This window comes from Streptomyces sp. NPDC050164 (assembly GCF_044459945.1).
Taxonomy (GTDB): Bacteria; Actinomycetota; Actinomycetes; order Streptomycetales; family Streptomycetaceae; genus Streptomyces; species Streptomyces coeruleorubidus_A.
On the sequence record NZ_JBITJK010000016.1, the window covers coordinates 58471 to 81492 of the forward strand.

The 23022-nt window shown below is 68.6% G+C and carries 24 protein-coding genes; 14 read left to right on the forward strand and 10 right to left on the reverse strand.

Features of this window, described 5'->3' with window-relative positions; translation table 11 throughout:
• Positions 1 to 82 precede the first annotated feature (82 nt).
• Positions 83 to 475, forward strand: a complete 393-nt coding sequence (locus ACIBNA_RS21975; protein ID WP_399166833.1) for a DUF6223 family protein — start codon at positions 83 to 85, stop codon at positions 473 to 475.
• An 87-nt stretch (positions 476 to 562) separates the two neighbouring features.
• On the opposite strand, the gene ACIBNA_RS21980 is transcribed toward ACIBNA_RS21975, so the two are convergent.
• The 4 genes from ACIBNA_RS21980 to ACIBNA_RS21995 all read right to left on the reverse strand — a co-directional run bounded on the left by ACIBNA_RS21980 (position 563) and on the right by ACIBNA_RS21995 (position 3231).
• Positions 563 to 883: an antibiotic biosynthesis monooxygenase family protein gene (locus ACIBNA_RS21980; RefSeq protein ID WP_399166834.1), complete on the reverse strand. Its 321-nt coding sequence runs from the start codon at positions 881 to 883 to the stop codon at positions 563 to 565.
• An 82-nt stretch (positions 884 to 965) separates the two neighbouring features.
• Entirely contained in the window at positions 966 to 1358 is a 393-nt protein-coding gene (locus ACIBNA_RS21985; protein ID WP_399166835.1) for a DUF5958 family protein, read from the reverse strand.
• A gap of 41 nt (positions 1359 to 1399) precedes the next feature.
• Positions 1400 to 1951, reverse strand: a complete 552-nt coding sequence (locus ACIBNA_RS21990; protein WP_399166836.1) for a flavoprotein — start codon at positions 1949 to 1951, stop codon at positions 1400 to 1402.
• On the reverse strand, positions 1948 to 3231 hold the full coding sequence (locus ACIBNA_RS21995) for a helix-turn-helix domain-containing protein (protein ID WP_399166937.1): 1284 nt from the start codon (positions 3229 to 3231) through the stop codon (positions 1948 to 1950). Before ACIBNA_RS21995 ends, ACIBNA_RS21990 begins: the two co-directional genes overlap by 4 nt.
• A gap of 537 nt (positions 3232 to 3768) precedes the next feature.
• On the opposite strand from ACIBNA_RS21995, the gene ACIBNA_RS22000 reads away from it, so the two are divergent.
• On the forward strand, positions 3769 to 4104 hold the full coding sequence (locus ACIBNA_RS22000; RefSeq protein WP_399166837.1) for a hypothetical protein: 336 nt from the start codon (positions 3769 to 3771) through the stop codon (positions 4102 to 4104).
• Between the two features lie 266 nt (positions 4105 to 4370).
• On the opposite strand, the gene ACIBNA_RS22005 is transcribed toward ACIBNA_RS22000, so the two are convergent.
• Positions 4371 to 6701, reverse strand: coding sequence for a (Fe-S)-binding protein (locus ACIBNA_RS22005; protein ID WP_399166838.1), 2331 nt, complete (start codon positions 6699 to 6701; stop codon positions 4371 to 4373).
• Positions 6702 to 6917: 216 nt separating this feature from the next.
• On the opposite strand from ACIBNA_RS22005, the gene ACIBNA_RS22010 reads away from it, so the two are divergent.
• The 7 genes from ACIBNA_RS22010 (at position 6918) to ACIBNA_RS22040 (ending at position 14733) form a co-directional block, all read left to right on the forward strand.
• A complete protein-coding gene (locus tag ACIBNA_RS22010; RefSeq protein ID WP_399166839.1) occupies positions 6918 to 7835 on the forward strand; it encodes an MraY family glycosyltransferase in 918 nt (305 codons plus the stop codon).
• Between the two features lie 94 nt (positions 7836 to 7929).
• On the forward strand, positions 7930 to 9792 hold the full coding sequence (gene dnaK / locus ACIBNA_RS22015) for a molecular chaperone DnaK (protein ID WP_399166840.1): 1863 nt from the start codon (positions 7930 to 7932) through the stop codon (positions 9790 to 9792).
• Positions 9789 to 10445 (forward strand): nucleotide exchange factor GrpE, encoded by a 657-nt coding sequence (gene grpE, locus ACIBNA_RS22020; RefSeq protein WP_399166841.1) that lies wholly within the window; start codon positions 9789 to 9791, stop codon positions 10443 to 10445. The genes dnaK and grpE overlap by 4 nt, the downstream gene beginning before the upstream one ends.
• A gap of 36 nt (positions 10446 to 10481) precedes the next feature.
• Positions 10482 to 11672 (forward strand): molecular chaperone DnaJ, encoded by a 1191-nt coding sequence (gene dnaJ, locus ACIBNA_RS22025; RefSeq protein ID WP_399166842.1) that lies wholly within the window; start codon positions 10482 to 10484, stop codon positions 11670 to 11672.
• Positions 11673 to 11677: 5 nt separating this feature from the next.
• Positions 11678 to 12130: a heat shock protein transcriptional repressor HspR gene (locus ACIBNA_RS22030; protein ID WP_020269597.1), complete on the forward strand. Its 453-nt coding sequence runs from the start codon at positions 11678 to 11680 to the stop codon at positions 12128 to 12130.
• A 271-nt stretch (positions 12131 to 12401) separates the two neighbouring features.
• Positions 12402 to 13511, forward strand: a complete 1110-nt coding sequence (locus ACIBNA_RS22035) for a sugar ABC transporter substrate-binding protein (protein ID WP_399166843.1) — start codon at positions 12402 to 12404, stop codon at positions 13509 to 13511.
• A gap of 184 nt (positions 13512 to 13695) precedes the next feature.
• The gene (locus ACIBNA_RS22040) at positions 13696 to 14733 is read left to right on the forward strand and encodes a LuxR C-terminal-related transcriptional regulator (RefSeq protein WP_399166844.1); all 1038 of its coding nucleotides are present in this window, start codon (positions 13696 to 13698) and stop codon (positions 14731 to 14733) included.
• On the opposite strand, the gene ACIBNA_RS22045 is transcribed toward ACIBNA_RS22040, so the two are convergent.
• Together ACIBNA_RS22045 and ACIBNA_RS22050 are read right to left on the reverse strand one after the other, a co-directional pair.
• Entirely contained in the window at positions 14696 to 15682 is a 987-nt protein-coding gene (locus ACIBNA_RS22045; RefSeq protein WP_399166845.1) for a LuxR C-terminal-related transcriptional regulator, read from the reverse strand. The two genes, ACIBNA_RS22040 and ACIBNA_RS22045, sit on opposite strands and share 38 nt — an antisense overlap.
• A complete protein-coding gene (locus ACIBNA_RS22050) occupies positions 15679 to 16698 on the reverse strand; it encodes a helix-turn-helix transcriptional regulator (RefSeq protein ID WP_399166846.1) in 1020 nt (339 codons plus the stop codon). Before ACIBNA_RS22050 ends, ACIBNA_RS22045 begins: the two co-directional genes overlap by 4 nt.
• Positions 16699 to 16814: 116 nt before the next feature.
• Here ACIBNA_RS22050 and ACIBNA_RS22055 point away from each other — a divergent pair, with 116 nt between their 5' ends.
• The gene (locus ACIBNA_RS22055; protein WP_399166847.1) at positions 16815 to 16997 is read left to right on the forward strand and encodes a hypothetical protein; all 183 of its coding nucleotides are present in this window, start codon (positions 16815 to 16817) and stop codon (positions 16995 to 16997) included.
• Positions 16998 to 16999: 2 nt separating this feature from the next.
• Positions 17000 to 17335 (forward strand): hypothetical protein, encoded by a 336-nt coding sequence (locus ACIBNA_RS22060; protein ID WP_399166848.1) that lies wholly within the window; start codon positions 17000 to 17002, stop codon positions 17333 to 17335.
• A 167-nt stretch (positions 17336 to 17502) separates the two neighbouring features.
• Here ACIBNA_RS22060 and ACIBNA_RS22065 read toward each other — a convergent pair whose 3' ends face one another.
• Complete coding sequence (locus tag ACIBNA_RS22065; protein ID WP_399166849.1) at positions 17503 to 17919, reverse strand: pyridoxamine 5'-phosphate oxidase family protein; 417 nt, start codon at positions 17917 to 17919, stop codon at positions 17503 to 17505.
• A gap of 104 nt (positions 17920 to 18023) precedes the next feature.
• Between ACIBNA_RS22065 and clpB the strand changes: the two genes are divergently transcribed.
• Positions 18024 to 20645: an ATP-dependent chaperone ClpB gene (clpB, locus tag ACIBNA_RS22070; protein ID WP_399166850.1), complete on the forward strand. Its 2622-nt coding sequence runs from the start codon at positions 18024 to 18026 to the stop codon at positions 20643 to 20645.
• Positions 20646 to 20649: 4 nt separating this feature from the next.
• On the opposite strand, the gene ACIBNA_RS22075 is transcribed toward clpB, so the two are convergent.
• Positions 20650 to 21087: a hypothetical protein gene (locus tag ACIBNA_RS22075; protein ID WP_399166851.1), complete on the reverse strand. Its 438-nt coding sequence runs from the start codon at positions 21085 to 21087 to the stop codon at positions 20650 to 20652.
• Between the two features lie 198 nt (positions 21088 to 21285).
• Here ACIBNA_RS22075 and ACIBNA_RS22080 point away from each other — a divergent pair, with 198 nt between their 5' ends.
• Positions 21286 to 21813 (forward strand): YbjN domain-containing protein, encoded by a 528-nt coding sequence (locus ACIBNA_RS22080; RefSeq protein WP_010032094.1) that lies wholly within the window; start codon positions 21286 to 21288, stop codon positions 21811 to 21813.
• 151 nt (positions 21814 to 21964) lie between these two features.
• On the forward strand, positions 21965 to 22519 hold the full coding sequence (locus ACIBNA_RS22085) for a Uma2 family endonuclease (RefSeq protein ID WP_399166852.1): 555 nt from the start codon (positions 21965 to 21967) through the stop codon (positions 22517 to 22519).
• Positions 22520 to 22539: 20 nt separating this feature from the next.
• Here ACIBNA_RS22085 and ACIBNA_RS22090 read toward each other — a convergent pair whose 3' ends face one another.
• A complete protein-coding gene (locus ACIBNA_RS22090; RefSeq protein WP_399166853.1) occupies positions 22540 to 22989 on the reverse strand; it encodes an ATP-binding protein in 450 nt (149 codons plus the stop codon).
• Positions 22990 to 23022: the final 33 nt, after the last annotated feature.

Here is a 23022-nt window from a genome sequence, read left to right on the forward strand (position 1 = left end):
GCGGGACGACCGGCGACGGGGCCGGCGGACACGATCGGAGGCATCCGGATCCCCGAAACGAAACGCGTGAGAGGAGAGCGACATGAACTCGCTGAACCCCGTGAACTCCCCTGAAGCCCTGACGATGTCGATCCAACTCGTTACCGCCGCCGAGGGGTACGGCGTCCAAGGCCGAGGTCCGTCCATCGCGGCTGATCTGGTGGCGCTGGCCGGTATGGCCATCGGCGCGCTGGCCCTGGCCCGGGCCAAGGGACGTGCCGGCACCGGCAGCGGGCGAACCGGTGCCGTCGTGGCCATGGCGGTGGGTCTGACCGGCATGATCCTCGCCGGGGTGGCGCTGGCCATCGCTGACGGCGGCCCCGGCACCGGAAACGGGGTGGTCGGATCCGCCTTCGCCCTCGTGCTGGGGTTGTTCGGCATCGTCCTCGGGGTCCGGGCTCGGGCGCGCTCGCGCCGCGAGGGCCTGACGGGCTGACGCTCCGCCGCAGGGATCCGCTGGGGACGGCAGACCACAACAAACAGCAGCCTTCAGACAGAACTGGTAAACCTTCCGGCCACAAACCTACGGCCGGTGTACGGACACGACCTCGTACGGTACGAGGTCGAGCGTCGCGATCTTCAGTATCTGCTCCATGCACGCCCGTACTTCGGCGTCTTCGCGGGCGGCCGCCAGATCCGCTTGCGAGCGCCACTGGTTGTAGTTGGCCACTCGAGTGCCCTCAAGACCCCGGTGAATATTGGCCTGCACATAGCCAGGCTGCTTCGGCATGACCTCCCGCGCCATGTATTGGAGCAGCTCGATGAGACGTTGCTGATTCTCCGGAGCGACGGTGAAGACATTGATGTAAGTGACCAGGTCGCCGCCCGTGCTGATCTGGGTCATGCTCAATGCCTCCAAGCGAGTCGTGGCCACCTGGGCAACGAAGTCCCGTGATTACGAATGAGCCCCAGGGCAAGGAGTCACCTCAGGTGGCTTTTCGTGGCGGATCCGGCAGGTTGTGCCACGCGTGACGGCATCCCCCGGCGCAGTACACCCTCCGTCTGCGGGCATCCGCGATGCTGAAGAGCGCGATGAGCAGGCGGAAGGACTTGGGGAGTTCGTAGCTCGGAAGGCCTTCCATCCCGAAGCGCCACCTCGTGAGCATCACGGCCGGCGTGTGAGTGGGGCGGATGCCGGAACGCGCGATGCTCTCCGGTACGTCCTCCTCGCAGGCGCGGGCCTGCCCGCAGAACGACACCAGCGTGTGCAGGACCTTGCGTTGGTCGTCCTCCGGAAGGGCCTCGAACCACTCGACGCCCTCGGCCGTCGGTCTGAGTCCCTGGGCGAGTTCGTTCAGGATCACCTCATGTGCGTACAACTTCCACTTCCTCGGTTCAGACCGACGGTACGCGCAGGGATTCACAGCGCGTCGGCGCGAGAGACCAAAATGTCGATGGCCTCCGTCCAACGGAAGCGATCCGCGCCACCACCGGCCTTGGGACGGTGAGGTTCGTAGGAGCCGATATGGACGCCCATCTCCCGCAGTTGTTCCAGGCTCCGCTGGTAGGCGGGGTGCGCAGCCTGGGCCGCATTCAGGTAGGGGAGTGCGACCGTAGGGATGCCCATGCCGTATGCCTCGCACAGGATTCCCAGGGCGAGAGTGTCCGAGATGCCGGCGGCCCACTTGTTGATCGTGTTGAAGGTCGCCGGGGCGACCGCGATGGCGTCGGCGGGTGGGAGCGAGCGGGTCTCTCCAGGGGTGCGCCAGGCGGAGCGGATCGGGTAGCCGGTCTGGGATCGGATCGCCTCTGCGTCCAGGAAGCCGAGGCCTTGGGGAGTGGCGATGACGCCTACGTCCCAATGCCGTTCCTGTGCGTGGGTAATCAGTTTGCCGACATCACCGGCGACTCCGGCCGCGCACACGACGACGTACAAGAAGGGCTTCTTGCCCTGCACGCTGGACTCGGTCACGCGGGAACTCCCAGTCGGTGGCTGAAGCGGTGCAGTTCCGGCAGGGTACGTCGGTGGTCACGGGCGGCCATGTCCGCTGCCAGGTGGCGGATGGCGGGGCGGCGTACGTCCTGAGCCGCACACGTTTCGGCCATGCGCAGTGCCTGGTAACCATCAGCGAGGCGTCCTAGCTGGCTGTGGGCGCGAGCGATCTCCACCCACAGCGCCGCCCGGCGTTCCGGTACGGGGATGGGGCGTTTTCTGAAGGGCCGTGCTGTCTGCAGAGCAAGTCCTGCATCTCCGAGAGCCACCAATGCACTGACTTCGTGCAGGGCGACGTTGGTCTGGCAGAAGTTGGCCCATGCGTCGGGCTGGTCGAGTGTGACGTATCGCGCGACTTCCTTGGCCTCTGTCAGGAATTCCGCCGTAGCGGCACGGTCGCCTCCGCTGCTCGATGCGGTGACTCCGCGGAGCAGTAACAGCCCCACTGCTGCGAGGTACTTCGGTGAGCGCTGATCGTACGAGCCCGACAACTGGTCGGCGGTATGACGGACGAGGGCGACGGCCTGAGTGGTGTGCTTCTCGCGGGCCAGGACGTGGGCCTGAACGCGGACGCTTGAGGCAAGTACGACCGGATCACCCGAGCGTTCGGCCTCTGCCATCGCCCGGCCGACAGCGAGCCAGGCGCTGCCCTGATCGTGCTGCTTGAGCAGGAGGCTCGTAGCGGTCTGATAGGCCGTTGCGAGCAGGCCGGACAGCGTTGAAGCGTCGATCGTGCCGACGTCGGAGGCGCACCGGAGGTCGGCGATCACTCCAGGCAGAATGCGCTCCAGCGTGGCGTAGTCGCAGGTGTGGAACAGCCGACGGGCCGCACCTACCCGGTTCCGCAGGGAAGTTACGTTCGGCGCAGCCCGGGGAACAGGGTCAGCCGCGACAGTCGATCCAGGCAGCAAAGCCTGGACGAGGGCATCGCGCGTAGCGGCGGGGGAGGACGCCACCCCGAGTGCGGCGATGCCGGCGGCGAGGAACGTGCGGCGTTGCACCCCATCCGGCTCGGGAGCGGCGGTACGAGAGGGTGGCACGGGCGCTAACCCCAACTTGTGGGGCGGAATCTCCAATTCCTGCGCGATAGCCCGAAGGACGCTCATGTCGTCCGTGCCCCGGCCGCTTTCCAAGCGGCTCACCTTGGACTGGTGGTAACCGAGTGCGGCGGCGACGTTCTTCTGCGAGCGTCGCTGTAACACCCTTGCCTGACGGATGACCTCGCCGATCCGTTGTGGCGCCTCGTGTCCTCCGGCCATCTGCCACGGACCCTTTCGCCGTCGCCGATCCTGCCTCTTCAAACGAGCGTAGATCAGCAGTGATTCACCCTCATGCAGCTTCTGCATAACTGATGCTGCCGCTGCTCCCAAGCCCGCCGTTCAGCTTGGCCTGGTGGTTGCTTGAAGCGTCGCACTTGCCACAGAACCCCCGCGACGGGTCGAGCCGTCCGGGGGCGTGGTCACCAGCTGAACCCGATGGAGCTGACGACATGACTGACCTTATTCGCCGCCTCATTGCCTGGGGGGGCTCATGGCCACACCGCCCGGCAAGCATCACCGGGCGTCGAGCTCTTCGCTGCCTTCGTATGCCGTTCCGACGTTCCCTGCCCCCGCTTCTCTGCCCGCTCACCGCAGTCCATACGGCCTGGACACGCGTATCGACGGCTCCTCCACGGTTGCCGTGCGTCCCTACCTCGTCGCTCACGAGCAGCGGCAACGGCGTCATGAACCGGCTTGGCTCGCCGCGCGGTCGCCAGCAGCAGGGCCTTACTGGCTCCACGGTGTGGAGGTGGCCTGATGGCAACGGAGGCCGATGCAGCTGAGCCCGAGAGCCCTCATCCACGCCGCAAGCTTCGTCTCTTGCCATGGACGGGCACAGAGGCCAAGCCGTGCTTCCTGATCACGGACGACGAGGGTGGACGCGTGTCTCGTCTGGCCGACATCGCAGAAGAGGTCCAGCTCGAAATGGGCGCCCACCTTCTCGCCTACGCAGCCGACATGCTGACGAACGCCACCGAGGATCAACTGCGTTTCCTGGCCGAGCGCCTGACCGAAGCCCTTCGCGACTCGCTGCGCATCGCCGAGAGCCGGAAGGAGAGGACATGCGGCATTCAGGAGCGGTCCGGCCGATGAGGGCTGCGGCCTCCGAACCGCCCTCGTCCCCCGAGTGCGCCCTCGCCGCCCGCCCCGGCTACCAAGACCTGCACGCCCACTGCCGCCAGACCCGCGACCTACCCCTACCCTTCGCCTTCGGCATCCTGCTCCAGCGACGCTGTGAATGCGCCTGTCACAGGTACGACAGCGAGAGTCCTTGCGGCCTGTAGGCGGCGGGAAACGTCGACGCCCCCTGCCCGATAAACCCGGGACAGGGGGCGTCAAGAACAACCCGCGGCAACCGCCTACTTCACCGGCTCCGGCTCCGGCGCACTCTCCGAGTCCGCCGCCCCCGCCGGCGGCTCCCCGCCGTCGTCGCCGTCACCGTCGTCGCCCTCGCCCTCCGCGGACACCGGCGTCTTCACCGAGTCCAGCAGCAGCTGGGCCACGTCCACCACCTGGATGGACTCCTTCGCCTTGCCGTCGTTCTTCTTGCCGTTGACCGAGTCGGTCAGCATCACGAGGCAGAAGGGGCACGCCGTCGACACGATGTCGGGGTTCACCGACAGCGCCTCGTCGACACGCTCGTTGTTGATGCGCTTGCCGATGCGCTCTTCCATCCACATCCGCGCACCACCCGCACCGCAGCAGAAGCCCCGCTCCTTGTGGCGGTGCATCTCCTCGTTGCGGATGCCGGGGACGCTGGCGATGATCTCGCGCGGGGGCGTGTAGATCTTGTTGTGGCGGCCCAGGTAGCAGGGGTCGTGGTAGGTGATGATGCCCTCGACCGGGGTGACCGGGATGAGCTTGCCCTCGTCCACCAGGTGCTGGAGCAGCTGAGTGTGGTGGATGACCTCGTAGTCGCCGCCGAGCTGCGGGTACTCGTTGCCGAGGGTGTTGAGGCAGTGCGGGCAGGTGGCGACGATCTTCTTCGCCGACTTGGGCTTCGCGGACTCCGGGACGACCTTGCCGTCGTCGTCCATCTCCTCTCCGAACGCCATGTTCAGTGCCATGACGTTCTCCATGCCGAGCTCCTGGAACAGGGGCTCGTTGCCGAGCCTGCGCGCCGAGTCGCCCGTGCACTTCTCGTCGCCGCCCATGATGGCGAACTTGACGCCCGCGATGTGGAGGAGTTCGGCGAAGGCCTTCGTGGTCTTCTTCGCGCGGTCCTCCAGGGCGCCGGCGCAGCCGACCCAGTACAGGTACTCGACCTCGGACAGGTCCTCGATGTCCTTGCCGACGACCGGGACCTCGAAGTCGACCTCCTTGAGCCACTCCAGGCGCTGCTTCTTCGCCAGGCCCCAGGGGTTGCCCTTCTTCTCCAGGTTCTTGAGCATCGTGCCCGCCTCGGACGGGAACGCGGACTCGATCATCACCTGGTAGCGGCGCATGTCGACGATGTGGTCGACGTGCTCGATGTCCACCGGGCACTGCTCGACGCAGGCACCGCAGGTGGTGCAGGACCACAGGACGTCCGGGTCGATGACGCCGTTGTCCTCCAGCGTGCCGACCAGGGGGCGCTCGGCCTCCGCCAGCGCGGACGCCGGGACACCCGCCAGCTGCTCTTCGGACGCCTTTTCCTCGCCCTCCATCGTCTTGCCGCCGCCCGCCAGCAGATACGGCGCCTTGGCGTGCGCGTGGTCACGCAGCGACATGATCAGCAGCTTCGGGGAGAGCGGCTTGCCCGTGTTCCACGCCGGGCACTGCGACTGGCAGCGGCCGCACTCGGTGCACGTGGAGAAGTCCAGCAGGCCCTTCCAGGAGAACTGCTCGACCTGGGAGACGCCGAAGACGTCGTCCTCGCCCGGGTCGGTGAAGTCGATCGGCTCGCCGCCGGAGGTCATGGGCTGGAGCGCGCCCAGCGCCGTCCCGCCCGTCGCCTCGCGCTTGAACCAGATGTTCGGGAAGGCGAGGAAGCGGTGCCAGGCGACACCCATGTTGGTGTTGAGCGACACCACGATCATCCAGATGAACGAGGTGCCGATCTTGATCATCGCGACCAGGTAGACCAGGTTCTGCAGCGCCGTGACCGACAGGCCCTCGAAGGCGAGGACCAGGGGGTACGAGGCGAAGTACGAGGCCTCGTAGTGGTCGACGTGGTGGAGCGCGCCCTCCAGGCCCCGCAGGACGTAGATCGCCAGGCCGATGGTGAGGATGACGTACTCGACGAAGTACGCCTGGCCGGCCTTGGAACCGGCGAAGCGGGACTTGCGGCCGGCCCGCGAGGGCAGGCTCAGCAGCCGGATCACCATGAGCACCGCGATGCCCAGGACCGTCATCACGCCGATGAACTCGATGTACAGCTCGAACGGCAGGAAGTCGCCGATGACCGGCAGCACCCAGTCGGCCTGGAACAGCTGGCCGAAGGCCTGGGCCAGGGTGGGCGGCAGTGTCAGGAAGCCCACGGCGACGAACCAGTGGGCGACACCGACGATCCCCCACCGGTTCATGCGCGTGTGGCCGAGGAACTCCTTCACCAGGGTCACGCTGCGCTGGTAGGGGTTGTCGGTCCGGGTACCGGCGGGCACGGGCTGGCCCAGCTTGAAGTACCGGACGAACTGGCCGATCGCGCGTGCGAGCAGCGCGACGCCGACCACGGTCAAGACCAGCGACACGATGATCGCGGCGAGTTGCATGGGGGCTCCTCGGGCCTGCGAGGGTTTGTCGGGGGAACTTGTCTCTCTGGAAAGTTCCCCGAGATTACTAAGCGGTAACTTATGCAGTCCGTCTGAGACTACCCCTATCCTCCGCCGCACTGTAGCCGGGTGGGCAGTGATCTGAATCGCTGAGGGTTGCCTCAGAAACTCGTGTTATTCGTACCGAATTGTCATAGTGACGCCTAACTTATATCCGTGCTCTACGGGATCGTCGCCGCCGCCACCGCCCTTCTCCTCGCCGCCCTGCTCGCGGCCCTCCTCCGGGCCCCCGCCCTGCGCCTTCGCGTCCTCGACCGGCGGCGGCAGGGGGAGGTGCCGTTGTCCGGGGGTGTCGTCGCCGTGCTCGGGCTCGTCGACGACGTGTGGCGGTTGCGGCGCCGGGTGCTCGTCGCCGGTACGGCCGTGGCGGCGGCGTGCGTCGCGCCGTACGGCGAGACCGGGATTGGGGGCGGGCTGCTCGCCGCCGGGTGGGTCGTGGGGGTGACCTTCGCCTTCCGGGGGCTCGATCACGCCGACGGGCTCGCGGGGTCCGCGGGCGTGCTGACCGCCTTCGGGGTGGCGGCCTGTGCGGCCGTGGAGGTGATGGACGGGATCGCGGTGCTGATGAGCGTGCTGGCCGCCGCGCTGACCGGGTTCCTCCTGCGCGACTGGCATCCCGCCCGGGCCGCGCTCGGGGCGTGCGGGTCGATGTCCGCGGGGTTCGTGCTGGCAGCCGGGGCTGTGTACACACGGGCCGGGTTCGGGGTCGGGGAGAGTGCCGGGGTGCTGTTCGCGCTGACCGCCGTGGTGTGCGCCGACGCCGTGCTGGTGCTGCTGTCGCGGCGGCTGGGCGGGCGGGCCGTCCTCCGGAGCGGGCCCGATCATCTGGCGCACCGGCTGCGATGGCTCGGGCTGACCGTGCCGGGGGCGACTGTCCTGCTGGGGGCCGGGGCGTTCTCCGGTGTGCTCGTCGGGGTACTCGCGCACGCCGGGTGGGTCGGGGGCGACGCCCTGTGGTGGGTGGCCGGATTGGCTCTTGTGGCCGTGTTCGCCCTCTCCCGTGTTCCCGTATACGCCGATCGACGCACCGTATCGCCGCAGGCCAGAGCGCCGTTGCGTGTAAGGAGCGGATAAGACTTGAGCCCGGTCGACTCAGCTCTGTTGACCGGTTGGGAGCCGTCGTGCACACTTGAGTCCGTTCCACTCAAGTCAGCTGGAGGAATCAACCATGGCACGTGCGGTCGGCATCGACCTGGGCACGACTAACTCCGTCGTCAGCGTTCTGGAGGGCGGCGAGCCCACCGTCATCACCAACGCCGAGGGCGCCAGGACCACGCCGTCCGTCGTCGCCTTCGCCAAGAACGGTGAGGTGCTCGTCGGAGAGGTGGCCAAGCGTCAGGCGGTCACCAACGTGGACCGGACCATTCGGTCGGTCAAGCGGCACATGGGCACCGACTGGAAGATCGAGCTCGACGGGAAGCCCTTCAACCCACAGCAGATCAGCGCCTTCGTGCTGCAGAAGCTGAAGCGGGACGCCGAGTCCTACCTGGGCGAGAAGGTGACCGACGCGGTCATCACCGTCCCGGCGTACTTCAACGACTCCGAGCGCCAGGCCACGAAGGAGGCCGGCGAGATCGCCGGTCTGAACGTGCTGCGCATCGTCAACGAGCCCACCGCGGCCGCCCTGGCGTACGGCCTCGACAAGGACGACCAGACCATCCTGGTCTTCGACCTCGGTGGCGGTACGTTCGACGTCTCGCTGCTGGAGATCGGCGACGGTGTCGTCGAGGTGAAGGCCACCAACGGTGACAACCACCTCGGTGGTGACGACTGGGACCAGCGCATCGTCGACTACCTGGTCCAGCAGTTCCAGTCCGGCCACGGCGTGGACCTGGGCAAGGACAAGATGGCCCTGCAGCGTCTTCGCGAGGCCGCCGAGAAGGCCAAGATCGAGCTGTCCTCGTCCACCGAGACCTCGATCAACCTGCCCTACATCACCGCCTCCGCCGAGGGCCCCCTGCACCTCGACGAGAAGCTCACCCGCGCCCAGTTCCAGCAGCTGACCGCGGACCTCCTGGAGCGCTGCAAGACGCCGTTCCACAACGTCATCAAGGACGCTGGCATCTCCATCAGCGAGATCGACCACGTCGTCCTGGTCGGCGGCTCGACCCGTATGCCCGCCGTCGCCGAGCTCGTCAAGGAGCTGACCGGCGGCAAGGACGCCAACAAGGGCGTCAACCCGGACGAGGTCGTCGCCATCGGCGCCGCCCTGCAGGCCGGTGTCCTCAAGGGCGAGGTCAAGGACGTCCTGCTCCTCGACGTCACCCCGCTGTCCCTCGGTATCGAGACCAAGGGCGGCATCATGACCAAGCTCATCGAGCGCAACACCACGATCCCGACCAAGCGGTCCGAGATCTTCACGACGGCCGAGGACAACCAGCCCTCCGTGCAGATCCAGGTCTACCAGGGCGAGCGCGAGATCGCGGCGTACAACAAGAAGCTCGGGATGTTCGAGCTGACCGGTCTGCCCCCGGCGCCGCGCGGTGTCCCGCAGATCGAGGTCTCCTTCGACATCGACGCCAACGGCATCATGCACGTGACCGCGAAGGACCTGGGCACGGGCAAGGAGCAGAAGATGACCGTCACCGGCGGCTCCTCGCTGCCGAAGGACGAGGTCGACCGCATGCGCCAGGAGGCCGAGCAGTACGCGGAGGAGGACCACAAGCGCCGCGAGGCCGCCGAGTCCCGCAACCAGGGCGAGCAGCTCGTCTACCAGACGGAGAAGTTCCTCAAGGACAACGAGGACAAGGTCCCCGGCGACATCAAGACCGAGGTCGAGGAAGCCGTCGGTGAGCTGAAGGAGAAGCTCAAGGGCGAGGACACGGCCGAGATCCGCACCGCCACGGAGAAGGTCGCGGCCGTCTCGCAGAAGCTCGGCCAGGCCATGTACGCCGACGCGGGCGCCGCGCAGGCCGCCGACGGCGCCTCCGCCGGAGCCGGCGCGGGTGCCGGTGCCGGTGACGCCAAGGCCGACGACGACGTGGTCGACGCCGAGATCGTGGACGACGAGCGGAAGGACGGTGCCGCGTGACGGAGGAGACCCCGGGCTTCGACGAGCAGCAGCCCGACGTCCCTTCCGGCGCCACCTCCGATGACGCCGAGCCGAAGGCTGCCGCCTCCTCCCCGGAGGAGGCGGCAGCCCCGGCCGGGGACACGGGCCAGGACGTGGCTCTGGTGGCCCAGCTGGACCAGGCCCGCACGGCGCTCAGCGAGCGCACGGCGGACCTCCAGCGCCTCCAGGCCGAGTTCCAGAACTACCGCCGCCGGGTCGAGCGTGACCGGATCGCGGTCAAGGAGATCGCCATCGCGAACCTCCTGACCGAGCTCCTGCCCGTACTCGACGACATCGGCCGCGCGCGGGAACACGGCGAACTGGTCGGCGGCTTCAAGTCCGTCGCCGAGTCGCTGGAAGGTACCGCGGCCAAGATGGGCCTCCAGCAGTTCGGCAAGGAGGGCGAGCCCTTCGACCCGACGATCCACGAAGCCCTGATGCACAGCTACGCACCGGACGTCACCGAGACGACGTGCGTGGCGATTCTGCAGCCCGGGTACCGGATCGGCGAGCGCACCATCCGCCCCGCGCGGGTGGCGGTGGCCGAGCCCCAGCCGGGGGCACAGACGGTCAAGGCGGACGAGACCGCCGAAGCCGACGACAAGGAGAGCGGTGGCCCGGAAGAGGGCTGACGACATAGCGGACGAAGGGAAGGAGGGGCGTCGAGGATGAGCACCAAGGACTTCATCGAGAAGGACTACTACAAGGTCCTCGGCGTCCCCAAGGACGCCACCGAGGCCGAGATCAAGAAGGCGTACCGGAAGCTCGCCCGCGAGTACCACCCGGACGCCAACAAGGGCAATGTCAAGGCGGAGGAGCGCTTCAAGGAGATCTCCGAGGCCAACGACATCCTCGGCGATCCCAAGAAGCGCAAGGAGTACGACGAGGCACGCGCCCTCTTCGGCAACGGCGGCTTCCGCCCGGGGCCCGGCGCGGGCGGCGGCTCCTTCAACTTCGACCTGGGTGACCTCTTCGGGGGCGCCCCGGGCGCCCCGGGCGGCCAGGGCGCCGGCGGTTTCGGCGGTGGACTCGGTGACGTCTTCGGGGGCCTGTTCAACCGTGGCGGCGCGGGCGGACCGGGGACGCGCACGCATCCGCGGCGCGGCCAGGACATCGAGTCCGAGGTCACGCTGAGCTTCACGGAGGCGATCGAGGGCGCGACCGTCCCGCTGCGCATGTCCTCGCAGTCGCCCTGCAAGGCCTGCTCGGGCACCGGCGACAAGAACGGCACACCGCGCGTGTGCCCGACCTGCGTCGGCACCGGGCAGGTCGCCCGGGGCAGCGGCGGTGGCTTCTCCCTCACCGACCCCTGCCCGGACTGCAAGGGCCGCGGCCTGATCGCGGAGAACGCCTGCGAGGTCTGCAAGGGCAGCGGCCGGGCCAAGTCCTCGCGGACCATGCAGGTGCGCATCCCCGCGGGCGTCAGCGACGGCCAGCGGATCCGGCTGCGCGGCAAGGGAGCCCCGGGCGAGCGCGGCGGCCCGGCGGGCGATCTGTACGTGGTCGTGCACGTCGACTCCCACCCGGTCTTCGGCCGCAAGGACGACAACCTCACCGTCACCGTCCCGGTGACCTTCGCCGAGGCGGCCCTCGGCGGCGAGGTCCGGGTGCCGACGCTGGGCGGGCCGCCCGTCACGCTGAAGCTGCCGCCGGGCACGCCCAACGGCCGCACCATGCGCGCCCGGGGCAAGGGCGCGGTCCGCAAGGACGGCACCCGCGGCGACCTCCTGGTCACCGTGGAGGTGAGTGTTCCGAAGGACCTGACGGGGAAGGCTCGTGACGCACTCCAGGCGTATCGCGAGGCGACCGCGGGTGAGGATCCGCGGGCGGAGCTGTTCCAGGCCGCGAAGGGAGCATGAGTCAGATGGACGGTCGTCGACGCAACCCGTATGAACTGACCGAGGAGACCCCGGTCTACGTCATCTCGGTGGCGGCCCAGCTGTCCGGCCTGCACCCGCAGACCCTGCGTCAGTACGACCGCCTGGGCCTGGTGTCTCCGGACCGCACCCCGGGCCGGGGTCGCCGCTACTCGGCCCGGGACATCGAACTGCTGCGCACCGTCCAGCAGTTGTCGCAGGACGAGGGCATCAACCTGGCCGGCATCAAGCGCATCATCGAACTGGAGAACCAGGTCGCCGCGCTCCAGGCCCGCGTGGCCGAGCTGGAGGACGCGCTCGACGGCGCGGCGGCGGCCATGCGCCAGCGCGAGGCGGCGGTGCACGCGTCGTACCGCCGCGACCTGGTGCCGTACCAGGAGGTCCAGCAGACCAGCGCGCTGGTGGTGTGGCGGCCGAAGCGGCAGCAGCAGTCGGACTGACGCGCGTACGCCTGTGAAAGGGGCCGGGAGGAGACTCCCGGCCCCTTTCGTACGTCTTGGGCCGTTTTCCGCCGGGTCTCCCGTGGATGACTGCATGGTGCATGGCACTTGGAGACGATTCCGCAGAGCCTTCACAACACTCGCGGAGCGTGGTGTTGTCATCTCGTTAAGTGGTTCCGCTTGACGCTGGGGGCGCGTCCGCGTTGGCTTTTCAGTCACATGGGCCACAAAGGTGTGCCCACGTCCGAATCACACGCGAAGTGAGCTCCGCATGCGTCGTCGTATCTCCATATCCGTGGCCGCGGCCACGATGTCCGTCACGCTCGCCGGCTGCGGCGTGCTCAACGCGACCGGGAGCAGTGACGACGCGAGCCCGACCAAGGGCAACGACATCACGGTGGGTCTGCTCCTCCCGGAGAAGGCGAACACGCGGTACGAGAACTTCGACTACCCCATCATCAAGACGAAGGTCGAGTCCCTCACCAACGACCAGGGCCGCGTCGAGTACGCGAACGCCGAGGCGAGCGCGGACAAGCAGGCCGACCAGTTGCAGAAGATGATCGACGACCGGGTCGACGTGATCCTGCTGGACGCCGTCGACGCGCACGCCATCGCGGGCGGCGTGCAGAAGGCCAAGGACGCGGGCATCCCGGTCATCGCCTACGACCGGCTGGCCGAGGGCCCGATCGACGCGTACATCTCCTTCGACAACGAACTGGTCGGCGAGGTCCAGGGCCGCACCCTGCTGGAGGCCATCGGTGAGAAGGCGAGCCTCTCCGACAAGATCGTCATGATGAACGGCTCGTCGACGGACCCGAACGCCAAGCAGTTCAAGGCCGGTGCGATGTCCGAGCTGAACGGCAAGGTGACGATCGCGCAGTCCTTCGACACCAAGGACTGGAAGCCGGAGAACGCGCAGGCCAACATGGCCGAGGCGATCGAGAAGATCGGCAAGGACAACATCGACGCGGTGTACTCCGCCAACGACGGCATGGCCGGCGGCATCGTCAAGGCCCTGGAGGCCGCGGGCGTGACCGAACTGCCGCCGATCACCGGCCAGGACGCGGAGCTCCCGGCCGTGCAGCGGATCATCACCGGTGAGCAGTACATGAGCGTGTACAAGTCGTACCCGCAGGAGGCCGAGAACGCCGCGGAGATGGCCGTGGCCAAGGTCCAGGGCCGCGACATCCAGTTCGCCGCCCTCGCCCGCGACAAGGTCGACAGCCCCACCCACAAGGGCATCCCCGCCCAGCTCGTGCCGGTGGTCGCCCTGACGAAGGCCAACATCAAGGACACGGTCGTGGCCGACGAGGTCTACAAGCTGGCGGACATCTGCACGGCGAAGTACAAGGCGGCCTGCCAGGCGATCGGCCTGAAGTAACCGCTTGGTTCGTCGTCTTCCGCTCTCCCTGGATGCCTCCTCCTCACCCCGGAGGGATCCGGCGGCATCCGGTGGTCACCGGTGGTTTCCGGCGAGGGCGGCGCGGGGAGCCGTGTTGCGGAGCAGGTCCCGTCCGCGCATAGTTGCGCTGCGAAGGACGGCGAAACCGGGGGTGGGATGGGCGATGGCCGGGCACGGGGCGGAGGAGCATCCACATGGTGCTGACCGACTGTGCGAGGCCGGGGATCGCGTGTATTCCCGGGCCGTACGGCGGGGCCGCGTGCCGCGCCGGGACGCGGATCCGGTGCCGTGCCTGCTGGAACTCGCCCTGCTGCACCCGGACCCCGACGACATGGACTGGCTGGTGCCGACCTCCCCGCAGGAGGTCATGACCCGGCTGCTGCGCGGGATGTACGACGAGGTCAGCGCGAGTCAGCGGCGGGTGGGTTCGGCCGTCGCGGCGTTCGAGTGGTACGCCGGGCTGGGGCGCCACGTGCAGCCGGCCCCGTCGGCGGGCGAGGGCTCGGCGATCCGGGTGCTGGACGGCCTCGCCCGGATCCAGGCCGCGATGGACGAGGCGACCCAGGCGTGCACGACCGAGGTGCTCACCGTGCAGCCCGGCGGCATCCGGCGCGAGGCGGAACTCTCCGAGGGGCTGCACCGGGCGCTGACGCTGCGCGGCCGTGGCGTGCGGATGCGGGACCTGTACACGCATGTCGCCCGGCACGGGCACGGGCTGCTGAACTACCTGGAGCTGATGGGCGACGCGGTGGAGGCGCGCACGCTGGACGAGGTGATCGACCGGCTGATCCTCTTCGACCGGACGGTGGCCTTCATCCCCGCCAACACCGACCGCACGATGGCCCTGGAGCTACGGCACCCGGCGATCGTCGAGTACCTGGTCACGGTGTTCGAACGGCTGTGGCGCCTCGCCATCCCCCTGACCGCCCCGCTCCCCGACACCGGCATCGAGGGCATCTCCCACCGGGAGCAGTCCATCGCCGCGCTGCTGGCCGAGGGACACCAGGACGCGGTGATCGCGGAGCGGCTGGGGATAAGCGTGCGGACGTGCCGGGCGCACATCGCCCGGCTGTCGGAGACGCTGGGGGCGGCGAGCCGTACGCAGTTGGGGGTGCGGATCGCCCAGGTGGGCCTGGACGGACAGCCGCGCTCGGCGGCGTCCCTCAGCATCCCTGATCAAGAATCCCCGAGCGTGCGATGAGGAACCCGAGCTGCGCCCGGCTCTGACTGCCCAGCGTCGCCGCGAGCTTGGCGATGTGGACGCGGGCTGTGCGGATGTTCATGCCGAGACGGTCTGCGATGACGGCGTCGGTGTGGCCTTCGGTGAGGAGGGCGGCTATGGCGCGCTGGCGGGCGGTGATGCCCTTTGGGGAAGGCTCGGGTGCGGCTTCGGGGAACATGGGGGTGGCCAGGCGCCAGAGGCGGTCGAAGGTGGTGGCCAGGTGGTCGACTACGGCCGGTTGCCGGATCTCCAGGGCGAGTGCGTCGTCCTTGTCGGCCGGCACGAAGGCCACGGTGCGGTCGACAAGGATGAGACGGTCGGGGACTTCGTCCAGGGATCGCGCTTCGACGTCGCCCTTCAGGCGCTCGTGACGGGCGGTGATCGTCGGGAAGTGGCGCATCGTGTGCGGGTACAGGGTGCGCAGGCGGCAGCCGCGGTCCAGCGCGGCCTGGTCACGGCCGAACGCCGTGGCGTCGGCCACCTGGCCGCGTTCGCCGGTGAGTCCGGCGCGGGGCTGGACGGTGGCTGTTTCCTCAGAGGCTTCGGCCATGGCTTCGGTGATGGCCTGGTTGATCCGCTCCGTGCCGGTGAGCAGCCGGATCGTGGGGGTGTCGGTGACCGCGGGGTGTGGGCCGGCCATCCTCATGAGGGAGCCGAACGTCTCGGCCAGCCGTGCCTCACGCCGCCGTTCGCTCGCTATCCGCTCCTCGGAGGTCCGCAGCAGCCGGTGCAGCGCGACGACCGGGGCGACGGGCTCCAGCCGGGTCGGTTCGTCGACGGCGGGGTGCAGCAGACCCAGGTCGACGAGGCAGGGGGCGGCCTGGGCTTCCTCCGCCGGCAGCTGCCCCTGGCGCAGGGCCCGTTCGTACAGCTCCGTGCCCGCGGAGCACAGGTCCTCCATGCCGTGCTCGCGGTGCGGCGCGCTCACTCGGGCGCTCCCTCCCGTTCCAGGATGCCCGACTGTGCGATGAGATAGCCGAGTTGGGCTCGGCTGCCGCTGCCCAGGAGCGAGGCCAGCTTGGCTATGTGGGCCCGGCATGTACGCACGTTCATGCCCAGGCGGCGGGCGATGGCCTCGTCGACGTGGCCCTCAACGAGGAGCTTGGCAATGGAGTACTGGATCTCTGTTATGCCGTCGGGCGCGATCTCGTAGGGGGTGCTCTCGCTCAGCGGGACCGCACGGTTCCACATGAACTCGAACACCTTGATCAGGTAGCGGATGATCCCCGGGTGCCGCAGCTCCAGCGCGACCTGCTGGTCGTCACGGGTGGGGATGAAGGCGACGGTCTCGTCGCAGATGATCAGGCGCTCCACGAGCTCGTCGATCGTGCGGTACTCCGCCTTGCCGTCGGCGAGCCGGGCGGAGTAAGCCAGTTGCTCCGGGTTGTACCGGGCCGTGTGCTGGTACACCGTGCGTATCCGCACGCCACGTTCTATCAACGGCCTGTCGCGCATCATCCCCTGGAGGAGGCTGTGCTCGGACACCCGGTCGCTCGGTTGCAGCGTGAGCATCTCGCTCTGGCACTGGGCCGTGGCCATGTTCAGCGCGGCGTTGATCCGCTCACCGCCCTCCAGGACGGTGATGGAGTCGCTGGTCGTGGCCATCTGGGCGCCGAGCGTCATGAACGGCTGAAAGGTCTCTGCGAGTTCGACCGCCCGCCGCCTGCGCGCCGCTATCTCCTGTTCCAGAGGGTTGAGCTGCCGGGAGAGGGCGACCACGGGGGGAACCGGGCGAAGCCAGGTCGGGTCGTCGGGATCGGGGTGGAGCAGGGCCAGCTCGATCAGGCAGGGAGCGGGGTCGGCGTCCTCGCGCGCCAGGCGTCCGGCGCGCAGGGCGATGGTGTATAGACGGCCGCCTTCCTCGCACAACTCCGTAATCGGATGGGGATGTGTCGCATTAGTCTGATTCGATCCCAAATCTGCACCCCCCAGGGTCCTGAACATGCAGGAACATGATGCATTGATTCTGTGGCCATGACGTGCCCGAATGAGCCATCGTCGTACCTGACGGGGGAAAAGGGGACCTTCAAGTGAGGACGAAGCCGACTATGTGCAGCAGAATGCTTCGCTCGGTGCTTGTCGCCGCCTTCTCCGCCGCCGCGGCCCTGGGGGTGCTCGGGGGCTTCTCCGACGCGAAGGACGAGGTGCGGGCGAACAGTACCTGGCCTTCGGTGGCGGTGAACGCCGACGCCGCCAGCAGTGGAAACTCCGCGGGTTCCGCTGCTGACGAAGCCGGGAGCTGACCGTGACCACTCCACCCGACGACCGCTCCTTCCGCCGTGAAATGGCCACCGCCTACCGCTCGGGCTGGCACTTCATCGACCTGGTCACCGCCATCCCCCACAGCGGCGACTCGTTGATGGTGACCGTTTTCGGCGAGCCGGTGGTCGTCACGCGGGACGAGGAAGAGGACGTACGGGCTTACCGGTGTCTGCGGCGGCCTCGGGGGGCGCCGCAGCCCGTCCGGTGTGCCGTACGGTACGGAATGATCTTTGTGAACCTGGATAAAAGGGACCATGAGCAGGTGGAGGCCGACTCTCCTGCTCCGAGGACCATCTCTGCCACCCCCCGCAGTGCCTGACGCGATTCCCCCGTCGTAACAGATCGCTCAGGTGCTTCCCCCCGCAGCGGCGTCACCGTGACCTGAACACGGTGACGCCGCTGCAGTTTCTGGCGACATTTCCGGTTATCGCCCCAGTCACACGGTGGCTGGATCCAGTCGATCACCGGTGTGGATTTTCACTCGGGTCAACCTCGCCCCATCGCTCGCGTCAGCTCTATCTCGATCACCACGCGTGCGGGGTTCGGTGAAGGGGTTCGCCCGTAGCGCTCCGCGTAGCGGCGCTCCGCCTCCGCGACCCGGTCCGGTTCGGTGCGGACGAAGGCCCGGCCCTCCAGCGTCGCCCAGCGCTTGCCCTCCAGCTGGCAGACGGCGACCGCAGCCCCTTGTTCCCCCGCGGCCAGCACGTGCCGCGCCTTCGCGCTCGCCTTGTTCGTGATCACCCGAGCGAGCCGGGCCGCGGGATCGTATGTGACCCCGACGGGTACCACGTGCGGAGTGCCGTCCGGGCGGGGAGTCGTCAGGGTGCACACGTGCCGTTCCCGCCAGAAGCTGAGATACGGCTCGTCCGGAGCGCCCGGATCAACGGAGTACTTGGTCGCCATGCCCAGGAACTTAGCTCCTGTGACCCTCCCCGAACCGGCATTGAGTGGACTAGACTCAACTTTGTGCAAGTCGTTCGGGTCAGTGCAAGGAGGAGAACGCGAACGTGGACGCCGAGCTGACCAACCGGAGCCGGGACGCGATCAACGCGGCCAGCAACAGGGCGGTGACCGAGGGGCACCCCGACCTCACCCCCGCCCACCTGCTTCTCGCACTGCTCCAGGGGCAGGACAACGAGAACATCACCGATCTGCTCGCCGCGGTCGACGCCGACCAGGCGGCCGTACGCGCCGGAGCCGAGCGCGTGCTCGCCGGGCTGCCCAGTGTGACCGGGTCCACCGTGGCGCCGCCCCAGCCCAACCGCGAGATGCTCGCCGTCGTCGCCGACGCGCAGGCCCGCGCCAAGGACCTCGGGGACGAGTACCTCTCCACGGAGCACCTCCTCGTCGGCATCGCCGCGAAGGGCGGCGCGGCCGGCGAGGTGCTGTCCCAGCAGGGCGCCGACGCCAGGAAGCTCCAGGACGCCTTCCAGAAGACGCGGGGAGCGCGCCGGGTGACCACGGCCGACCCCGAGGGCCAGTACAAGGCCCTGGAGAAGTTCGGGACCGACTTCACCGCCGCCGCGCGGGAAGGCAAGCTCGATCCCGTCATCGGGCGGGACCAGGAGATCCGGCGCGTGGTGCAGGTGCTGTCCCGGCGGACCAAGAACAACCCCGTCCTCATCGGTGAGCCCGGCGTCGGCAAGACCGCCGTCGTCGAAGGGCTCGCCCAGCGGATCGTCAAGGGGGACGTGCCGGAGTCCCTCAAGGACAAGCGGCTCGTCGCGCTCGACCTGGGGGCCATGGTCGCCGGAGCCAAGTACCGGGGCGAGTTCGAGGAGCGGCTGAAGACCGTCCTCGCCGAGATCAAGGAATCCGATGGGCAGATCATCACCTTCATCGACGAGCTGCACACCGTCGTCGGGGCGGGCGCCGGCGGCGACTCGGCCATGGACGCGGGCAACATGCTGAAGCCCATGCTCGCCCGCGGTGAGCTGCGCATGGTCGGTGCCACGACCCTCGACGAGTACCGGGAGCGGATCGAGAAGGACGCCGCCCTGGAGCGGCGCTTCCAGCAGGTGCTGGTCTCCGAGCCGACCGTCGAGGACTCCATCGCGATCCTGCGCGGGCTCAAGGGCCGCTACGAGGCCCACCACAAGGTGCAGATCGCCGACAGCGCGCTGGTCGCCGCCGCCACCCTCTCCGACCGGTACATCACCTCCCGCTTCCTGCCCGACAAGGCCATCGACCTCGTCGACGAGGCGGCGTCGCGGCTGCGCATGGAGATCGACTCCTCCCCTGTGGAGATCGACGAACTGCAGCGCGCCGTCGACCGGCTGAAGATGGAGGAGCTCGCGATCGGCAAGGAGACCGACGCGGCCTCCCGCGAGCGCCTGGAGAAGCTGCGCCGCGACCTCGCCGACAAGGAGGAGGAGCTGCGCGGCCTCACCGCCCGCTGGGAGAAGGAGAAGCAGTCCCTCAACCGCGTCGGCGAGCTGAAGGAACGCCTCGACGAACTGCGCGGCCAGGCCGAGCGCGCCCAGCGCGACGGCGACTTCGACACCGCCTCCAAGCTCCTCTACGGCGAGATCCCCGCCCTGGAGAAGGAACTGGAGGCCGCTTCCGAGGCCGAGGAGGCGCTGACATCTTCCGCCTCCGGCGGGGGCGCCAAGGACACCATGGTCAAGGAGGAGGTCGGCGCCGACGACATCGCCGACGTCGTCGCCTCCTGGACCGGCATCCCCGCCGGGCGCCTGCTGGAGGGCGAGACGCAGAAGCTGCTGCGCATGGAGGACGAGCTCGGCAAGCGGCTCATCGGCCAGACCGAGGCCGTGCAGGCGGTCAGCGACGCCGTGCGGCGGTCCCGCGCCGGGATCTCCGACCCCGACCGCCCCACCGGCTCCTTCCTCTTCCTCGGCCCGACCGGTGTCGGCAAGACGGAACTGGCCAAGGCCCTCGCCGACTTCCTCTTCGACGACGAGCGGGCGATGGTCCGCATCGACATGTCGGAGTACAGCGAGAAGCACAGCGTGGCCCGGCTGGTCGGCGCCCCGCCCGGATACGTCGGCTACGAGGAGGGCGGCCAGCTCACGGAGGCGGTGCGCCGCCGTCCGTACTCCGTCGTCCTGCTGGACGAGGTGGAGAAGGCCCACCCCGAGGTCTTCGACATCCTGCTCCAGGTGCTCGACGACGGGCGTCTCACGGACGGCCAGGGCCGCACGGTCGACTTCCGCAACACCATCCTCGTCCTGACGTCGAACCTGGGCAGCCAGTTCCTGGTCGACCCGATCACCAGTGAGGCGGAGAAGAAGGAGCAGGTCCTGGAGGTGGTGCGGACCTCCTTCAAGCCGGAGTTCCTCAACCGCCTGGACGACCTGGTCGTCTTCTCGGCCCTGACCAAGCCCGAGCTGGAGCGCATCGCGAAGCTCCAGACCGAGCGCCTCGCCAAGCGCCTCGCCGAGCGGCGCCTCACCCTGGACATCACGCCCGAGGCCCTGGCCTGGCTCGCCGAGGAGGGCATGGACCCGGCGTACGGCGCGCGTCCGCTGCGCCGCCTCGTCCAGACCGCCATCGGCGACCGCCTCGCCAAGGAGATCCTCTCCGGCGAGATCAAGGACGGCGACACGGTACGGGTGGACCGCTTCGGCGACGAACTGCTGGTGGGACCGGCGACGGGCAAGACGCTGTAGGACCTCACATGGTGAACGCCGAGAAGCGCACCCGCGCTGTCTCGGCGTTCTCGTACTCCACCCGCACCTGCACCACGTGTGCCTCGGCCGTGGCGGGCAGGCCGTCCTCGTGGCTCACGTCGAGACAGACAGCCCCGCAGGAGGCATCCGAGCGGGCCTGAGGCGCGTTCGGATACGTCTCGCGCAGCCAGTCGCGTACGTCCTCGCGCGGCATCCGCAGCACCGCCGCATACGCGGTGTCGATGCCCTGCTGCATGGTGCAGTTCCCGACGTGGGCGTGCGCCGGGGGCGAGGCACCGCCGAAGGCCAGTGCCTCGGCGCAGGTCACCTTCTTCAGGGCCCCCGCGCGTGGGTCCCCCTCGTCCGACAGGGCCCATATGAAGAGGGCGGCGATCAGGAATCCGAGGACGAGCACCGGCACGGCCAGGACGGTCAGGATCATCCGCCACCGCGTGTAACCCCTGCCCGGTTCCGCCACTGCCGCCCCCTCCGTCCGCTATTCAGGAGGACGGCGTGCGGCACCTGGAGGTTGCGGTTGACCGGATCGTGTCAGCCATGGGCTTAGAGGGTCTGTCGGGGCTTGCCACCCCCCTCCCCGCATGGGGGAGGATGGCGGAATCCGTACGAAGGGAAATTCACGGTGACCATCGACCCGTCCTCGATTCCGAACTTCGGGGGCCAGCCCGAGCCGCAGCCGCAAGGACCGGCGGGCCCCGTCGTCCCGGATCAGGACCTCGTGAAGCAGCTCCTCGACCAGATGGAGCTCAAGTACGTCGTCGACGACGAGGGAGACCTCGCGGCGCCGTGGGAGCAGTTCCGCACCTACTTCATGTTCCGGGGTGAGGGAGACCAGCAGGTCTTCTCCGTGCGGACGTTCTACGACCGGCCCCACGAGATCGAGGCCAAGCCTCAGATCCTGGAGTCCATCGACGACTGGAACCGCCGCACCCTGTGGCCCAAGGTCTACAGCCACACCCACGACGACGGCACGGTCCGCCTGATCGGCGAGGCCCAGATGCTGATCGGCATGGGCGTGAGCCTGGAGCACTTCGTCTCCTCGACGGTCAGCTGGGTGCGGGCCGCGATCGAGTTCGACAAGTGGCTCATCGAGCAGCTCGGTCTCGAGGAGGAGATCAACGAGGCGGAGAAGCCCGAGGACGAGGAGTAGGCCCAGCAGGCCCCCGCCCCAGCGGCGCGTCGGCGCGTACGAGCAGGTACGTGCTGTACGCGCCGTTTGCCTTTTCCGGGGCCGGTGCGGGCAGGCCCGGTGACACGGCGCTGTCCGCCGTATCCTGACCACACACGGGAAGGAGCCGTCCATGAGCGTCGAGGCGATCGTGCACACCGAGTTCCCCAAGGGGTACACGGTCCTGTTCGGGGCCGACGGAAAGGTGATCATGACCCCGCAGAGCGAAGAGCACTCCAGCACCATCAGGTCGATGCAGATCGACTCCGCTCTCGCCCTCGGTCGTCACGCGAAGGTCACCTCCGATGTCTACATCGACTTCCCCGCCGATGAGAACTCCGCCCCCGATCTCGCGATCCTGCGCGAGGACGCACGCAAGGAAGGCAAGCGCTACAGCTTCGAGGACGTCCTGCTGATCTCCGAGGTCGTCTCGACCTCCTCCGCACGCAAGGACTACGACGACTGCACCGCGAAGTACGGCCGCTACGGCATCCCGATCTATCTGGTCGTGGACCCGTACGCCCAGGAAGTCGTCCTCCACACCCAGCCGACCGCCACGGGTTACATCGCGGCCCACACCCACAAGTACGGCACGGGCAAGCTCCCCATTCCCCTGGCCGACGGCCGCACCTTCACCCTCGACCTCGACGAGCTCCCGCGCCCGGAGCCGGACGCGGACGCTCGCTGAGGACGGATCCCGGATCGCCTTCAGATCTGAAGACACAGCTCCGCCCATACCGTCTTGCCCACCGGGCTGCGTGGCGCCGACCCCCAGCGCACGGCCAGGACGTCCACCAGGAGCAGCCCCCGGCCGGACTCACCATCGGGGGACGACGAGGGCGCGGCCGTAGGCAGTCGCCTCGCGGAGGCGGCGTCCGCGACCTCGACACGCAGCAGCCCCGCAGCCCGGTCGAGGGCGAGCCGGAGACCGAACTCCCGGCCGGGAACCCGGCCGTGCTGTACGGCGTTCGCCGCGAGCTCACCGACGACGAGGGCGACCGCGCAGGACACGTCCGACGCCGGCGGGCAGCCCCGTTCCTCCATCCACCGGACGGCGTGCCGCCGGGCGAGCTGCGCACCACGCGGGGAGGAGGGGAACTGCAGGGTGAGCGAGTGGAGTTCATGCTCGCCTCCGGGGGTGGCGATTTCTGTCAGCACGGCCCGTTCGTCCTTTGTTCGTTGGGTCGAGGC

Bases quoted from the DNA above. Each gene is read 5' to 3' on its own strand.
- ACIBNA_RS22000 (WP_399166837.1), top strand. From the start codon at position 3,769: ATGGCAACGGAGGCCGATGCAGCTGAGCCCGAGAGCCCTCATCCACGC.
- ACIBNA_RS21975 (WP_399166833.1), top strand. From the start codon at position 83: ATGAACTCGCTGAACCCCGTGAACTCCCCTGAAGCCCTGACGATGTCG.
- ACIBNA_RS22040 (WP_399166844.1), top strand. From the start codon at position 13,696: ATGGCCGGGCACGGGGCGGAGGAGCATCCACATGGTGCTGACCGACTG.
- ACIBNA_RS22050 (WP_399166846.1), bottom strand. From the start codon at position 16,698: ATGTTCAGGACCCTGGGGGGTGCAGATTTGGGATCGAATCAGACTAAT.
- ACIBNA_RS22005 (WP_399166838.1), bottom strand. From the start codon at position 6,701: ATGCAACTCGCCGCGATCATCGTGTCGCTGGTCTTGACCGTGGTCGGC.
- ACIBNA_RS22030 (WP_020269597.1), top strand. From the start codon at position 11,678: ATGGACGGTCGTCGACGCAACCCGTATGAACTGACCGAGGAGACCCCG.
- dnaJ (WP_399166842.1), top strand. From the start codon at position 10,482: ATGAGCACCAAGGACTTCATCGAGAAGGACTACTACAAGGTCCTCGGC.
- ACIBNA_RS22065 (WP_399166849.1), bottom strand. From the start codon at position 17,919: ATGGCGACCAAGTACTCCGTTGATCCGGGCGCTCCGGACGAGCCGTAT.
- ACIBNA_RS22035 (WP_399166843.1), top strand. From the start codon at position 12,402: ATGCGTCGTCGTATCTCCATATCCGTGGCCGCGGCCACGATGTCCGTC.
- ACIBNA_RS22085 (WP_399166852.1), top strand. From the start codon at position 21,965: ATGAGCGTCGAGGCGATCGTGCACACCGAGTTCCCCAAGGGGTACACG.
- ACIBNA_RS22055 (WP_399166847.1), top strand. From the start codon at position 16,815: ATGCTTCGCTCGGTGCTTGTCGCCGCCTTCTCCGCCGCCGCGGCCCTG.
- ACIBNA_RS21995 (WP_399166937.1), bottom strand. From the start codon at position 3,231: ATGGCCGGAGGACACGAGGCGCCACAACGGATCGGCGAGGTCATCCGT.
- ACIBNA_RS21980 (WP_399166834.1), bottom strand. From the start codon at position 883: ATGACCCAGATCAGCACGGGCGGCGACCTGGTCACTTACATCAATGTC.
- dnaK (WP_399166840.1), top strand. From the start codon at position 7,930: ATGGCACGTGCGGTCGGCATCGACCTGGGCACGACTAACTCCGTCGTC.
- ACIBNA_RS22075 (WP_399166851.1), bottom strand. From the start codon at position 21,087: ATGATCCTGACCGTCCTGGCCGTGCCGGTGCTCGTCCTCGGATTCCTG.